At 50.4% G+C, this 12,969-nt stretch carries 19 protein-coding genes and 1 pseudogene; 11 read left to right on the top strand and 9 right to left on the bottom strand.

The annotated features are described in order from the left end of the window. The first annotated feature begins 122 nt into the window (after positions 1-122). Positions 123-308, top strand: a complete 186-nt coding sequence (locus PVE98_RS08225) for an AlpA family transcriptional regulator (RefSeq protein ID WP_407568571.1) — start codon at positions 123-125, stop codon at positions 306-308. A 32-nt stretch (positions 309-340) separates the two neighbouring features. On the opposite strand, the gene PVE98_RS08230 is transcribed toward PVE98_RS08225, so the two are convergent. The 8 genes from PVE98_RS08230 to PVE98_RS08265 all read right to left on the bottom strand — a co-directional run bounded on the left by PVE98_RS08230 (position 341) and on the right by PVE98_RS08265 (position 4,366). Beyond that, the gene (locus PVE98_RS08230; protein ID WP_103796127.1) at positions 341-610 is read right to left on the bottom strand and encodes a pyocin activator PrtN family protein; all 270 of its coding nucleotides are present in this window, start codon (positions 608-610) and stop codon (positions 341-343) included. Positions 611-655: 45 nt separating this feature from the next. After that, positions 656-1,000: a hypothetical protein gene (locus PVE98_RS08235; RefSeq protein WP_103796126.1), complete on the bottom strand. Its 345-nt coding sequence runs from the start codon at positions 998-1,000 to the stop codon at positions 656-658. Continuing rightward, positions 1,000-1,326, bottom strand: coding sequence for a hypothetical protein (locus PVE98_RS08240; RefSeq protein WP_103796125.1), 327 nt, complete (start codon positions 1,324-1,326; stop codon positions 1,000-1,002). The genes PVE98_RS08235 and PVE98_RS08240 overlap by 1 nt, the downstream gene beginning before the upstream one ends. Before the next feature lie 2 nt (positions 1,327-1,328). Continuing rightward, positions 1,329-2,084 carry a hypothetical protein gene (locus PVE98_RS08245; RefSeq protein WP_407568572.1) on the bottom strand — a complete coding sequence of 252 codons (756 nt, stop codon included), beginning with the start codon at positions 2,082-2,084 and terminating at the stop codon, positions 1,329-1,331. Then, positions 2,084-2,521, bottom strand: a complete 438-nt coding sequence (locus PVE98_RS08250; RefSeq protein ID WP_103796123.1) for a hypothetical protein — start codon at positions 2,519-2,521, stop codon at positions 2,084-2,086. Before PVE98_RS08250 ends, PVE98_RS08245 begins: the two co-directional genes overlap by 1 nt. A 10-nt stretch (positions 2,522-2,531) precedes the next feature. Continuing rightward, on the bottom strand, positions 2,532-2,690 hold the full coding sequence (locus tag PVE98_RS08255; protein ID WP_103796122.1) for a DUF1317 family protein: 159 nt from the start codon (positions 2,688-2,690) through the stop codon (positions 2,532-2,534). 673 nt (positions 2,691-3,363) lie between these two features. Then, positions 3,364-3,519, bottom strand: coding sequence for a hypothetical protein (locus PVE98_RS08260; RefSeq protein ID WP_407568573.1), 156 nt, complete (start codon positions 3,517-3,519; stop codon positions 3,364-3,366). 151 nt (positions 3,520-3,670) lie between these two features. Continuing rightward, positions 3,671-4,366, bottom strand: coding sequence for a S24 family peptidase (locus PVE98_RS08265; RefSeq protein ID WP_103796121.1), 696 nt, complete (start codon positions 4,364-4,366; stop codon positions 3,671-3,673). Between the two features lie 99 nt (positions 4,367-4,465). On the opposite strand from PVE98_RS08265, the gene PVE98_RS08270 reads away from it, so the two are divergent. The 7 genes and pseudogenes from PVE98_RS08270 (at position 4,466) to PVE98_RS08300 (ending at position 8,376) form a co-directional block, all read left to right on the top strand. Next, positions 4,466-4,720 (top strand): helix-turn-helix domain-containing protein, encoded by a 255-nt coding sequence (locus PVE98_RS08270; protein WP_033750701.1) that lies wholly within the window; start codon positions 4,466-4,468, stop codon positions 4,718-4,720. A gap of 13 nt (positions 4,721-4,733) precedes the next feature. Continuing rightward, positions 4,734-5,282 (top strand): YmfL family putative regulatory protein, encoded by a 549-nt coding sequence (locus PVE98_RS08275; RefSeq protein ID WP_103796120.1) that lies wholly within the window; start codon positions 4,734-4,736, stop codon positions 5,280-5,282. A 186-nt stretch (positions 5,283-5,468) separates the two neighbouring features. Next, positions 5,469-5,645 (top strand): annotated as a pseudogene (locus PVE98_RS08280) (DUF4222 domain-containing protein); the annotation flags it as partial. Further along, entirely contained in the window at positions 5,641-6,522 is an 882-nt protein-coding gene (locus PVE98_RS08285; RefSeq protein ID WP_103796118.1) for a conserved phage C-terminal domain-containing protein, read from the top strand. The pseudogene PVE98_RS08280 and the gene PVE98_RS08285, both read left to right, overlap by 5 nt. 14 nt (positions 6,523-6,536) lie before the next feature. Further along, entirely contained in the window at positions 6,537-6,935 is a 399-nt protein-coding gene (locus PVE98_RS08290; protein WP_103796117.1) for a PerC family transcriptional regulator, read from the top strand. After that, on the top strand, positions 6,935-7,057 hold the full coding sequence (locus tag PVE98_RS08295; RefSeq protein ID WP_407568574.1) for a hypothetical protein: 123 nt from the start codon (positions 6,935-6,937) through the stop codon (positions 7,055-7,057). Before PVE98_RS08290 ends, PVE98_RS08295 begins: the two co-directional genes overlap by 1 nt. Next, positions 7,054-8,376, top strand: coding sequence for a ParB/RepB/Spo0J family partition protein (locus PVE98_RS08300; protein WP_407568575.1), 1,323 nt, complete (start codon positions 7,054-7,056; stop codon positions 8,374-8,376). The genes PVE98_RS08295 and PVE98_RS08300 overlap by 4 nt, the downstream gene beginning before the upstream one ends. 672 nt (positions 8,377-9,048) lie before the next feature. Here PVE98_RS08300 and PVE98_RS08305 read toward each other — a convergent pair. After that, on the bottom strand, positions 9,049-9,408 hold the full coding sequence (locus PVE98_RS08305; RefSeq protein ID WP_333620387.1) for a hypothetical protein: 360 nt from the start codon (positions 9,406-9,408) through the stop codon (positions 9,049-9,051). Positions 9,409-10,175: 767 nt separating this feature from the next. Between PVE98_RS08305 and PVE98_RS08310 the strand changes: the two genes are divergently transcribed. Genes PVE98_RS08310 through PVE98_RS08320 form a run of 3 tightly spaced genes read left to right on the top strand, consistent with a single transcriptional unit; the run spans position 10,176 to position 12,774 of the window. Then, positions 10,176-10,961 (top strand): KilA-N domain-containing protein, encoded by a 786-nt coding sequence (locus PVE98_RS08310; protein WP_407568576.1) that lies wholly within the window; start codon positions 10,176-10,178, stop codon positions 10,959-10,961. Positions 10,962-10,968: 7 nt separating this feature from the next. After that, positions 10,969-11,985, top strand: a complete 1,017-nt coding sequence (locus tag PVE98_RS08315; RefSeq protein WP_103796114.1) for a DUF968 domain-containing protein — start codon at positions 10,969-10,971, stop codon at positions 11,983-11,985. Positions 11,986-12,006: 21 nt separating this feature from the next. After that, entirely contained in the window at positions 12,007-12,774 is a 768-nt protein-coding gene (locus PVE98_RS08320; RefSeq protein WP_103796113.1) for an antitermination protein, read from the top strand. The last annotated feature ends 195 nt before the right edge of the window (positions 12,775-12,969 follow it).

Below are 12,969 nucleotides of genomic sequence, written 5' to 3' on the forward strand. Positions count from 1 at the left end.
TTTTTATCTAAAACATAAACTTATGCTGTAAAGGGGGCCTCAAGGGTACCCGAGACATGAGAAAATAACCCCTTAATGCGCGGCAATCAACAACAATATGAGATAAGCAGAGGTTGCTCTTCATGGCTGACATCGAGTTGATTTTGGAAAAAGAGGTGATGGAAAAGCTGAGGGTTTCATCAAGAATGACAATCCGGAATTACACGGTTAGGTGGGGGTTTCTAAAGCCTGTCAGAAGCAGGCCTAAGCTCTACTTACTGGCTGATGTTGATAGATGGATTTTAAATGGAGGCGTAAATCAGAGGTAATCTTCTTCTGTTCACGCCTTGATGCCGTCTGGTTAACTAAGTCTTACATCACGCCGTAAAGACTGATGTATGGCTTTGCTTTCTTCTCGTTGCCTATCGATAAACTCAGCAAGGTCAGAAATATGCACCATCCGAGGGGCTTTCTGGCTTTCAGCTGTACGAAAGGTGGGGATCGGCAATTTATTTTCTGAAGCCTTTCTTTCAGCCGTAGCAGCTTTCATTCCAAAAAACTTTTCGCATACCTGGCTTAATGGAACTGTTGCGGTTTCATATTCGGCCATCAATAAAAACATTGTGTTCATTAATTTCTCCACTCCTGCTGCAACAGGTTAAGCACCCGTGACACGTCACGGTGTGATGTTTAATTTTGTCTCAAGCCAGCCGCTGGTGGCCCAGCACTGTGAATCACCCTGGCAGGGGCACGCGCTGACCGGCAGCCGATCGCCACACTTCCCGCACTTGCGCTTCGCCAGCGCTTCCAGCTGCTGCGCCAGCTCAGCCGCGTCCTTGCGGATAAGCATCGTGATGTACTCGTTCAGCTCATACGGCTCGCGACTGGGCCGGCGTGCGGCGCAGTTCTGCGCCAGCATCTCGACTTCCTGACTATCCAGCTTCAGCTCCAGCTTTTTACCGCCAGCAGCGGCTTGGCGGGCACGCTGCGCGGCTTTGCGTTCGGCGGGGGATTTGGCCATCAGTCGATATCCTGTCCATGGTCTTCCATTGCCTGACGCAGAAGCGGTAATCCCTCCGACCATGGCAACTGAATAGCCGCTTCGATAGCACGATAAAGCCCGATAGCGTCGCATTTCCAACTTTCGGCATCGCTCATCCAGTTGCCTTCCTCATCGAGCTGGCATTCCAGGTCATCTATTTGCCCTTGATAGTCGCCCCGCACCTCTTCCTCAACCTCAGAGCGAACCCTTTCTTTAAGAACCTCCATCACCTCTTCAACTGACAGAGTCCCGAGCAGCTGGTCCGGCTCTGCATTGCTGAATTTCAGGGCTAGAACGTTACTCATTGCTATACCTCTAGCGCCATTTGCAGAGAGATGCGGTCCCGTTGTTCGCAATAGATCAGAGAACCTTGGCTGTTATGCGACTCGATACGCTCCACTAACAAGGCCGCACGGGTTTCTTTGGATGCCGGCGCGTATGCGCCAGACCATGCTTTATCGATACCGATGTTGCGCGCGACGTTTGTACTGTCAGCGCTCGCCAGCGGTAGTTTGGTAAATATCTGCGGGTTGAGCATGCGCAGACCATGCAGCTTAGCGATCGGCTGTCCGTAAGCGTCGGTCACGTGGCGAATAAGGTCTTTCATCCGCGCAACAGCGAGGTTTGGACGCTTCACGTCATACTCGCCACAGCTGCCGATCGCTACCCGCGGATACTCGTTGCAAAGCCGAATGAAACGCTCGTCACTTTCGTTCATGTGCCACACTGGAACGCCGTAGAAATCACCGTGCGGCCACTCATCCAGTAGCGCCTCGTTCTCCGCTTCTCCGCCGTCGATTACATCGGGGATGATCGCAAAATCGAAGCCTGGATGATTTTTCCAGCGCGCCACGAACTCGTAATAATCGGCCCAGTCGATTTTATTGCGGCCAGCTGCTTTCCACGCCGTAAACGCGCCGTTATCCAGCGCGAATGACTGGCAAGCTTCAGATGCCAGCCCAAGCTGCTCGGGATGGGCGAACGAGATAAAGGCGTGCCGGCCGCGCCAGGCTTTCAGCGCGGCAAGGTCAGGTGTAATCGGACCCCCGTGATAGTGTATCATTACTCATCATCCTTGCCGGCGCTGCCGCGCAGCATGTCCATCTCCAGCTGCGAGATGAGGTTGATAACGTGAGATACGCCGGGCTGCTGATGGTTGGTCATGGTCTGGACGTATTTACGCGTCAGCACGACTGCTTCAGCCTGGAGAGCCTTAATCCACTCGTTAGCGGCTGGTGTCACCATCGCGGCATTTAGATTGGCAACGAGGCTCATATGGTCGCCAGTGGCGTTCAGCGCAGCGATGGCGTCCGGCATGATGCTGTTAATGCGCAGGACTTCGCCTGCCATCACACTGGCGCGAGCGTTCGCGACGTCGAGACGTGTGGCGAGCTCGCTTACCATCTTGGCCATGTCCATCAATCCGGTATCAGCTGACACGTTTTTGGCAAACGCATGGCCGGCGGCAACGATCTCTTTATTCGATTTTGCGTTGAGCATGTTGGGCGCCTCAGTGGATGGTAATGTTGCGGTACATTTCTTCAGCCATGCGCTGAACTTTAATCGGGTTTTTAACCAGTTCACCGTCTGGGGCTATCCATCCCTTCAAAATGCTGGAGTAGGGGAAGATGATGATCCCGACCTTGATGTCGTCATTTGGCTGCTGCATATATTCTCCACACGATTTTTGATTACATGAATCCCTTGCCAGTGACGGCAATAAAAAACTGAGGGATTCGCTTAAAGGGCTGGTGGGTTACTGCAATAACCCACAGCCTGATTTCTCCACACCGAAACATCGAAGGGTATTGTGGTGCCGGGTGCCTCCCGGTGCTCTGGCCAAGCTGGCGAACTCCAGAGCGGTGACCTTTAAACTCGGAGCATCGCACGAAAATCACGATGCCAGCTCTCCGCGTGCGCTAGCCGCATTCACCACAACGGAAAGAGCACTTTGGCTGACAGCCAATGATGGTGGCTCCCATGGACAGTTGTTCCAACAATGCTCTTACCTGTTGTGTGCTGACCTCCCAGCCAGCTTGGTTCGGGTAATACGCAATCACGTGGTTTACGAACTGTCAGGCTTTTACGGTGCTGCCCCCGCTTGTTGTGTTCATAGGCCTATGCGATTCCCCGCCGTTCCATGGGTTCCTGTAGGCCATGCTGGCGCTCAGCGCCGAACTGTTCCGCATTACCTGTATCTCCACAACGAGAAGGGCATTCACTCCACGTCTCTAAAGCGCTCGAAAGCACCCGCTTTGCAAACGCCCTTTTCGTTGTGAAAAAGAGGGCAGTTAAATCAGATTGCGAACTGAAGAAACCGCCAAACAACACAGCGTCATCTATCAAAAAACCGGCTTTTCTGCCGGGCTATCGACACAGCACTCCAACAGCACGATCCCCATATCCCCATCGCAAACCAACTCAGCATCCGGAAACAGGCGCAGAAAAGTGATCAAGTCCCAAAGCTTGGTGTTGCTCATGTTCTTGACCATTCTCATCTCGAAATCCATAAGTAACCGCTGATGCGAGAAACAATAAATCCAATATGCATATAACGCAAGCGTTAAAATGCGTTATTTGCAAAATAGGAATGCAAAAGACGCAAAAAAGCCCGGCAGGACCGGGCTTGATAAGCTTAAAAAGGAGGGGTTAGCCGTGTCGTTTGAAGGATTGCGACTGGCTGATCATGACCTTGCCAAAAATATAAAAACGGTGCTCATTCGACTCATCAATGAACCAGTCACGATATCGGGTATTGTCAGAAATGACGACGATTTTATCGGGAACCATCTGTAGGCGCTTTATGTGAATTTTCCCATCGAAACCAAACACATAAATACCATCGCCATCAAACTGATTTATTGAAACATCCACAAAAACCAGATCTCCTGGCTCGATAGTGCCCGACATACTGTCACCGCGGACATTAACCATCTTGACCGTAGTCGCAGGCTTACCGCCGAAGAAGTTCTTGGCGTGCTCAGTGTTGTACTCAATAGAGCGAATGACATCGATAATGTCACTACCAACAAAGGCTCCTGGGCCAGCACTTACATTTACATCAAGCAAATCCACACGATACACATCCCCCCCTTGTATAACCTTAACCATATCCTTACTGTTATTATATACAGTATTATTTGGATCGGAGGGAATAAATAATTCACCGAGGCTCACATTTAGCGCATTGGCTATTTTATTAAGCGATTGCTCGGTAAAGGATTTTTGCTTTCCTGTCTCAAGGCGTGAAATGTTTGCCTGGTCGACGCCTACGGCATCAGCCAGATCGTTCATTGTCAGCCCGCGCGCAAGCCGCAGTTCTCTGATTCGATTTCCTATGTTCATGTGCCTATTTAATGGCTGGTTTGCATGAAACGCAAATTAACTTGCGCAATCCGCTAGCATGAAATAATATGCGAATTACGCAACTAAGGGGGGTTAAAAATGTCTTCACCGTTACGAAACTTGCGTAAGTCGCAAGGAAGAACACTAAGTGAAGTAGCCGGCGCCATCCATCTGGATGTAGGCAACCTGAGCCGCATTGAACGCGGGCTGCAGGTGGCATCACTGGATGTAGCAGAGCGCCTGGCTTTGTTTTTTAAAGGCGAGATCAGCGAGCTGGAAATTCTTTATCCCCAGCGCTACCTGACCAGCACCGAGACTTTAACAGCTACGCCATCCGTAGCGAAACCACAGTAGAGAGGGCTTAGCCGTGGGTAAACCTGACTGGCAAATAGAAAAGCAACCAGCCTGGCTTGTCGCCGCAATCCGTAAAACCATTACCAGCATGCCTGGCGGTTATGCGGAAGCAGCTGAATGGCTTGGCATCACCGAGAACGCGCTGTTTAACAGGCTGCGCCTTGAGGGTGATCAGATATTCCCGATGGGCTGGGCAATGGTGCTTCAACAGGCCAGTGGTACCAAATACATCGCCGATGCCGTGTCGCGACAGTCTAACAGCGTTAACGTCCCCATGGTGGAAATCGAGGATGTTGAAAACGCCGACATCAACGAGCGCCTGATGGAGTCGGTTGAGTGGATCGGCAAACATTCTTCCTATCTGCGTAAAGCCACAGAGGATGGCGTGATTGATGCGGCAGAAAGGGAGCAGATTGAGGAGAACAGCTATCAGGTAATGGCTAAGTGGCAGGAACATCTGACGCTGCTGTATCGCGTTTTTTGCCCGCCAGATAAGGCGAACGCCCCAGGTTGCAGCCCGGAGCGTTCAGTTGCGACCAAATCACTTGGTGTGGAGAAATAATCGCATGGTCAATTTAAACAGATTCCATCCTGTTCCGCAATTTAGGTGCCTGCCGTCGGCTGGTGGCCGTTTCAATCAGGAGCCGCTGCGGTATGTGCTTAATGTACCCGGATGCAGCGAAGAGGTGAACCACAGCTTTGTAGAGTGGGCTGTGGGTGAGTCACACCGTCAACTGGGATTAATCAAATGCGCGAGCTCAACCGAAGGTTTAAAGACAAGCGCGGCGTTATCGTCCGTGTCGTTCGCTGGGAACCTGAAACAAACCGCGTTATCTACCTGCGCCACAACTATGAACATGGTGAGTGCTTCAGTCCACTTGACCAGTTTCAGCGCAATTTCAGAGAAGTAGGTGCCGATCATGAGTCTACTTCTGAAAGTAAAGCCGCTAGTCATCAGCCCAGTACTGGCGTGCCGGATCGGCCTGAATGAAGCAATCGTGCTTCAGCAAATTTGTTACTGGCTGGAAGATACCAATTCTGGCGTCGAATATGGCGGCAAACGCTGGGTTTATAACAGCATTAATGCTTGGAATGAGCAGTTCCCATGGTGGACCGGGAAGACGATACAAAGAACAGTTTCTTCATTAAAAAAGATGGGCCTGATTCATGTTGAGCAGCTCAAAAAAAGACAGCATGACCAGACTAATTATTACGCAATTAACTACGCAAACCCTTTGCTGACCGATAAGGACAATTTGTCCTTATCGAGTGAGACAAATTGTCCTAATCGAAAAGGTCAATCTGTCCCTATGGATAAGGTCAAATTGTCCCCATCCATCGGGTCAACTTGTCCCACTCTTACAGAGAATACAACAGAGAATACTACAGAGATTACAACAGAGGATTCTTGTCAGGTTGCTGCGCAACCCGACCGGGATGTTGTACTGACAGATCACGCTAAAAAGGTTCTGGCTCACTTAAACCTGACTACCGGCGCAAAATTTCAGGTTTGCAAATCATCCCTGGAGAATATCCGGGCGCGCCTGGCAGAGGGCTGTGAGCTCAGCGAACTGTTGCTGGTGATCGATTATAAAAATGCCCACTGGCAGAACACGGAGCAGGCTCAGTACCTGCGCCCGGCAACTCTGTTTATTCCCAAGAACTTCCCTGGCTATCTCCAGTCCGCGACCAAGTGGGACAAATCAGGGCGTCCACCGTGCGTGAACGGCAAATGGCAGCGGGATGTGATGCAAATGCCCAGCGCTAATTACGAAATTCCCGATGGCTTCCGTAGCGCTTAACAGGAGACGCAACGATGAATACTGAGCAAATGATTCTGGCGTACCTGGTAGAGCATCCGGGCCTGACGGCTTCCGAACTGGCGAAGGGGATGAATGCGAACGTGAGAACGGTACGCGAAGCAGGAAAAACGCTGGTGGCAATGGGCGAAGTCTACCTGGACGTGAAATTCCGTTACTACCGGGTTGAAGAGGCAACAGCTGTAGACGCCGAATACGCGCGCCTGAGCAAGCTGGCTATGTCTCTTCAGGCTCGCAACTGCTGGAGCCGCGCGGCAACGGTCTGGCTGAGCGCGATGGACGCAACGGCTAAACCTCGCTTCCGTGATCAGGCTGTAGCGCGCCGCCGGATGTGCATGCAGAGGGCAAAAGCCTTGAGGCCGAAGCCGAGCGCCGACGCATGGGGTGGCATCTGATGAAAGCCCGTGTACTGCGCCATTACGAGCGCAACGTGATTTTTTACCGAAGCATTCGCACTGCGGCCCTGATGATCGCCGCGCTGATCGTTACCCTGGCTTGGGAGCTGGAAACCAAATGACAAACTTAGCAAGAATCTACGACAACAAAGCGAAGACAGAAACCAACATCACCACCCGCAAAACTTACCTGCTGGGCGTCGATGAGCTGTATGTCGAAAGTGGTTACAACATTCGAGAAATTGACCAGACCCACGTCGAAGAATTCCGCGATGCCTTCATTGCCGGCGAGCATGTGCCTCCGCTCGCTGTTCAGGTCACTGAGCAGGGCATCAAGATTATCGACGGTCATCACCGTTACCACGGCGCTCTGCTGGCGAAAGAAGCGGGGTATGACATTCGCCTGGAGTGCAAAGATTTCGTAGGGTCTGAAGCCGATCGCATCGCCTTCATGGTCACGAGCAGCCAAGGCCGCGCGCTGGAACCGCTGGAGCGCGCAGCAGCATACCAGCGCATGAGTAATCAGGGCATGGAACCGGCAGAGATAGCGAAGAAGGTGAAGCGCTCTATCGCTGATGTGGAGCATCACCTGCAACTTCTGACATCTGGTGACGAGCTGATCGCCATGGTGAAAAACAAAGAGGTCGCGGCGACTACTGCAGTGGCGCTGGTGCGTGAGCATGGGGTGAAGGCTGGGAGTGTAGCCAGAACGCAGCTGGATAAGGCTAAGGCGACCGGTAAGAAGAAGCTGACCAAAGCCGATGCAATGCCTCAGTTCAGCGCTGCCCGCGCCCGTCGCCTGGTGGAACTGCTGTGTGACGCTCAGAAAGGCGAAGCCGAAGAGGGGAAAGGCGCGCTGCTTATCGACCTGAGCCATATTGAAGAAGTTATGGCCATCATTACCGAATACCGCTCAGGAATTCCCGCCGGCGCGGCGCAGCCTGCCGTAAACGCAGATAACCAGTATGACGAAAGCATGCCGCTGACCCGAGCTGGCATCCTTGAGCAAAGTGGCATTGAAGTGTGGGCCTGCGTCGCTGCGATGTTTGGCGACAAAGACATTTACCCGTTTCAGGAGTCCCGATATGCGCACACCTGGGCGGCGGATTCCTTCGATAATCCATCGGTAGTGGTAGTGCCGGCGGAGACGCTTGCCAAAGCACAGCGCCTGAAGCAGAAAAAGCTGGATAACGCGGAGCTGAAGGCGTGGGTGTGCGCTCAATATCCCGATCTGGACGATACGCAGGTAATGGAAAAGTTTAACCGCTTCAGTTCAGTCGAGATTGAAACCCGCATTGAAACGGCAATGACAATGGCAGAGTTTATCGCGCTGGTAGAGCGGACGGACAGATCAAACTGGGACAACATCCGCATGCTGCGCGCCGCCGTCGCCGAACTGGTAGGGCAGATGAGAATTCCAGATATAGGAGAAATTGGATAAAGTGGATTCTACTTTTTTCAGCCAATGCATGATAACCGGTGGTGTTTCAGTATGGATGTGAAACTGAACAATACCTAATTTTTACGTGAAAAGAATTCAAGTTTAAACGCATCCTCAAGAGAGGAAAAGCGGTTGAATTTAAATAATATTCAGCTCAATTAAAATTAATGCTGTCGCCTGAGGTCTTTTGCAGACCTCAGGTTGCAATGCAATAAATTATGCTTAGGTGTAAGTGATAAATTAAATTTTCTTACTCCCAGCGGGTGAATGCCGTACTGCCTTTAGGATTCTTTGACCTTTCTTTAATGAAATGGAATGGTCATACCGTAAAAATGGGAGATAATCTTCATCATTTATAAAGTGTTTTGATTCATCTTGGCAAAGGGGGCAATATTCTAGACGAGTACATCGCCTGGACGCTACAGAAAATGCCTGGTTAGGCGTATAAAAACTGCCGATAAAAATGCGACATTCTGGGCTGGGTAAACTCGTGCAATCTTCACAATGCAACTTTAAGGTGCTGCCCTTTTCTTTACCAACATAATATTTCAATGGTTTTAACATGTTGTTGCCTGTTTGCTGTGTGAGTCATCAACAGACCCAAGTTTGAAGCGGCGCATTAAACTTAGAGTAATTGCAGTTGCTCGCGCTCTGTTTAATTTTTTAGAGATATCATATTTTTCTGTATTCAATGATGCTTAAGTCAGAGCATCTGACTTCTGCCTCATATTCACTTTGATCTCGGGTGCGTGTAATAGTAAAAGGTACGATAACCCGCGTGCCCTGTCTGCCAATGGTTTCGTTATGAAAAAGGATAGAGTCAATATTAATGACTTTTTTTCCAAACAAGCTGGATTGATGTCTGGCAAGAAGGTCTTTTTCTACTTTAGAAACTGCAACACTTGTGTTTATATGTGCGCAAATGCTTCTCTCTTCTGTTCTGCTTTTATTCTTTGAATGCGCGTTAACTCCACCTAAAAGAAGAAAAACACCTAAGACTGCTAATGCACCAACCTTCAAGTCCTGATTCATATTAAAGTTCCCTCTGTTAATATGCGTGCATTTTCCAGTATGCATCATGGTTATACAAATGTTTTTTTTATAAAATATATGAGTCATGCTAAAGTGAAAGGTGAGGTTGTTTCATGGAAAGCCTATGTCATAGATGCTTTTAATCCCATCTTTTGCTTGATATGAAATAAACTAACAGCTTATAACTTGAAAAAACTGAACGTTAGTTGGCTTTTTTTTCAAGTAAACTGGGCTTTTGCATTAATTTTACGCTGATAAAATTTTTAAAACTCAAATGTGCTTGTTTTAAGTTTTTTTATAAACGGTACTAGTTGAAAGAAAATTCACACATTGGGTGACATTATGATTCAAAAAATTTAGCACTTTTTGATAAGTGACGGAACTAGTCAATTCTCGTTTTGAAGCTTGTAGGTTATGTCTAAGCACTAGCACTCTCTCTTTTTTTTGCTTCACAGAACAAAAACTATCATGCACTCCATAAACGCCAAGTGCGTATAAGTCCAAGATCCAATCTACTTATGGGATGGATATGGGGTTCACTTCAGGAATGGAATCATCACGTTTTAGTTAATGGTTGACAATGGTTCGAACCCAGCTGTTCAGAATATCTGAACGGAATGAATGCACTTAAATCGTGAATTTTTTTCTCGAACCACTATGATGGTTCTGTCGGTCAGCGTTTGCAGACGCTACCGGCAAAGGTTGGTCCCGTTCATTTGCAGATGAGGGGGCGGGGCCGGATAAAACAAAGGGTGTGGAGAGAACGAATGAATCAACTTTTAGTGATTGATCAGGTTTTCGTACGTCGGGACCAGGACGGGCGTTACTGCCTGAACGATCTGCATAAAGCAGCTGGCGCAGCAAGACGCAATGACCCGCATGATTGGCTTCGACTTAAGCAGACAGCGGAGCTTGTAGAGGAATTGAGCGATACGGGGATTCCCGTAACGACCATTCGCGGCGGAAAAGTTCAGGGTACTTATGTGTGCAAAGAACTCGTCTATGCGTATGCCATGTGGATTAGCCCTTCATTTCATCTCAAGGTCATTCGGACCTTTGATTCCGTAACTAGTCAGGTACAAAACAATGCTCCGTCTTTCTCCGACCGCATACAGGACGGGGTGATCCTGCTGGAGTCGGCAGCCAAAACACTAAATCTCTCCAATTCGTCGAAGCTGGGCGCTTACCAGAAACTTCAGCAGGTAGCGGGGCTACCAGACCTGATGCCTCACTATGCGATTGACGCACCTGCCGATGCCGTAGATGGCTCGAGCCGCCCGACACAGTCACTCAGCCAGTTACTCAAAACACACAATATCCGCATCACTGCGAGCCAGGCGTATCAGCACATGGCTAAGCTGGGCATCACTGAGCAGAAGACACGTCCGAGCCGATCCAGCACAAATGGCGTTAAACGGTTCTGGTCGCTTACTGCTAAGGGATGCATGTATGGGAAGAACATCACCAGCCCGATGAATCCCCGCGAGACGCAGCCGCATTTCTTCGAGTCACGATTCCCTGAGCTGCTTCGTCTGCTCGAAGCGACGCGCTGAGGTACTGATGAGAGCACTACTTACACCGGATGTGGCGCCGCGCACGGGGATAGTCCTGTTTAAGCCTGGCTCAGAACTGATGAGCCTGTTTCGTGGTCGCGTACTCATCAGCACGCCGACTGGTGATATGGCTGACCTGCCGTCAGGGAAAATCAACGATGGCAATCAGCCCTTGCTGGATGATCCGCTACTGAATTCCTTCTTCCGCCATGAGCGCGTTATTGCCGCCGCTGGTGGCTTTTCCGATCTTACTGTCTGGGTAGCCATGATTAACGCATGCCAGTGCGATGACGGCGACGGCTTCCACTTCCACGAAATGACAACGCTTGAAACAGAAGACGGCGTGCTGTCGCTCTGTTATCACCATGACAACAAGCTGCGCAATAACGGCGTATCAGGCGAAATGGAGGAGGTTGCTGCAGCGAACGTCGCCGCGTGGATCATTCACAGCGCCTGTCTCGATATGGGCCTACATGCTAACCACACTCTAACCTTGCCCGAACTGTGCTGGTGGGCATCCATCAAAGACGTAATCGACCTGGTACCCGAAGCGCCGGCGCGCCGCGTTCTGAAGATGAAGGCGGAGCAGGTGGCAACCGGTACGCTTAAGGAGTCACTGATTACCCCAGAGCGCCCAGGCCGGGAGGTTTTGCAAGAGGCCGGGGAAGTCGTGAAGAAGGTTATCACTCTGGTGGCAGACCCGGAGTCTCCGGAATCGTTTATGCTTCGTCCAAAGCGTAAGCGCTGGGAAAGCGAGAAGTATACGCGCTGGGTAAAGGCGCAAAAGTGCGTCTGCTGCGGTAAGCAGGCAGACGATCCGCACCACATCATCGGGCACGGTCAGGGAGGAATTGGGACGAAGGCACATGACCTATTTGTGATACCGCTTTGCAGAGCGCATCACGATGAGCTGCATCGGGACATGAGGGAGTTTGAAAGCAAATATGGCAGCCAGATTGAGCTGCTGTTCAGGTTCCTCGATCACGCGATTGCAGTCGGCGTTATCGGGGCAGATAAAAAATAAAGGGTGTGGAGAAGGATTAGCATGAAAATTGAATCGGCGTTAAAGCATTTCAGCCCAAAGACTATGAACATCAGCGATACCTCGCGCGCTACGGCATCTGAAGCGCTGACGGGTACTGACGTGATGGGCGCCTTCGGCATGTGTCAGTCAAAATCTCCGTTAGGGGTGGCGGCCGTCCTGGCTAAAGCAGGGCTGGGCGAAGAGGACAAAACGCGCGCAGTTAATTATTTACTGGCTTATGCGCGTAGCTCGGTTCCCCGCCTGATAATCAAAGGTGCAGGCGCTAAGTTGCTTCCTTGCCTGACCGTGATGTGCAAGCTCGCCTTTGAAGAATATACCCGCTCCGCTGCTTCTCAGCACACCTGTTCTGATTGTGATGGCCGAGGCATTACCAATGGTCTGGCTAATGTGATGGTTCATCCTGGCTGCGGCGAAAATACCCCGCCTAAATACCGACTCGAGACAACAGAGCATCAGTGCGTGACATGTCACGGGAAAGGATTCATCAGCGCGCGCTGTCGTTGCAACGGAACTGGCCGCGTCCGTGACCTTGAGCAGTCAAAGCTCAGCGGATGCCCGGTAGAGAAAGAGTGCGATCGTTGCAGCGGTAAGGGGTTCAGGCGCAAACCATCGAGCAAGGCTTATAAAGTCGTCAGTTTGATCGTGCCGGACCTACACATCAGGACATGGGAACGCAATTGGAAACCGTTTTTCGATGTGCTGGTGTCAAAGCTGGAGATTGAAGAGAGCCATGCAGACGCAGCCTTCAATTCAGTGACTCGATACTGATTATTCATGTGAGTGAATAAAAGTATTGATTTTGTCGCAAAATGGATTAATATCTTTCCCATAGTGGGCTTTCTGTACACGACGCTCACTACCATCATCAGTAAGCCCCGCCGCCCGGTGGGGTTTTTATTTCCACACAATACCAAAGGCGCTGAGCGCAGGCGGTTTATCCGCGCTGTCCGGGACTGCAAACCT

This window comes from Pantoea sp. GABEPS69, assembly GCF_045780835.1.
Classification (GTDB): domain Bacteria; phylum Pseudomonadota; class Gammaproteobacteria; order Enterobacterales; family Enterobacteriaceae; genus Pantoea; species Pantoea septica.

Excerpts from the sequence above, each read along its gene's own strand:
- PVE98_RS08225 (WP_407568571.1), top strand. The coding sequence starts at position 123 with ATGGCTGACATCGAGTTGATTTTGGAAAAAGAGGTGATGGAAAAGCTG.
- PVE98_RS08230 (WP_103796127.1), bottom strand. The coding sequence starts at position 610 with ATGAACACAATGTTTTTATTGATGGCCGAATATGAAACCGCAACAGTT.
- PVE98_RS08235 (WP_103796126.1), bottom strand. The coding sequence starts at position 1,000 with ATGGCCAAATCCCCCGCCGAACGCAAAGCCGCGCAGCGTGCCCGCCAA.
- PVE98_RS08240 (WP_103796125.1), bottom strand. The coding sequence starts at position 1,326 with ATGAGTAACGTTCTAGCCCTGAAATTCAGCAATGCAGAGCCGGACCAG.
- PVE98_RS08245 (WP_407568572.1), bottom strand. The coding sequence starts at position 2,084 with ATGATACACTATCACGGGGGTCCGATTACACCTGACCTTGCCGCGCTG.
- PVE98_RS08250 (WP_103796123.1), bottom strand. The coding sequence starts at position 2,521 with ATGCTCAACGCAAAATCGAATAAAGAGATCGTTGCCGCCGGCCATGCG.
- PVE98_RS08255 (WP_103796122.1), bottom strand. The coding sequence starts at position 2,690 with ATGCAGCAGCCAAATGACGACATCAAGGTCGGGATCATCATCTTCCCC.
- PVE98_RS08260 (WP_407568573.1), bottom strand. The coding sequence starts at position 3,519 with ATGAGAATGGTCAAGAACATGAGCAACACCAAGCTTTGGGACTTGATC.
- PVE98_RS08265 (WP_103796121.1), bottom strand. The coding sequence starts at position 4,366 with ATGAACATAGGAAATCGAATCAGAGAACTGCGGCTTGCGCGCGGGCTG.
- PVE98_RS08270 (WP_033750701.1), top strand. The coding sequence starts at position 4,466 with ATGTCTTCACCGTTACGAAACTTGCGTAAGTCGCAAGGAAGAACACTA.
- PVE98_RS08285 (WP_103796118.1), top strand. The coding sequence starts at position 5,641 with ATGAGTCTACTTCTGAAAGTAAAGCCGCTAGTCATCAGCCCAGTACTG.
- PVE98_RS08290 (WP_103796117.1), top strand. The coding sequence starts at position 6,537 with ATGAATACTGAGCAAATGATTCTGGCGTACCTGGTAGAGCATCCGGGC.
- PVE98_RS08295 (WP_407568574.1), top strand. The coding sequence starts at position 6,935 with ATGAAAGCCCGTGTACTGCGCCATTACGAGCGCAACGTGATTTTTTAC.
- PVE98_RS08300 (WP_407568575.1), top strand. The coding sequence starts at position 7,054 with ATGACAAACTTAGCAAGAATCTACGACAACAAAGCGAAGACAGAAACC.
- PVE98_RS08305 (WP_333620387.1), bottom strand. The coding sequence starts at position 9,408 with ATGAATCAGGACTTGAAGGTTGGTGCATTAGCAGTCTTAGGTGTTTTT.
- PVE98_RS08310 (WP_407568576.1), top strand. The coding sequence starts at position 10,176 with ATGAATCAACTTTTAGTGATTGATCAGGTTTTCGTACGTCGGGACCAG.
- PVE98_RS08315 (WP_103796114.1), top strand. The coding sequence starts at position 10,969 with ATGAGAGCACTACTTACACCGGATGTGGCGCCGCGCACGGGGATAGTC.
- PVE98_RS08320 (WP_103796113.1), top strand. The coding sequence starts at position 12,007 with ATGAAAATTGAATCGGCGTTAAAGCATTTCAGCCCAAAGACTATGAAC.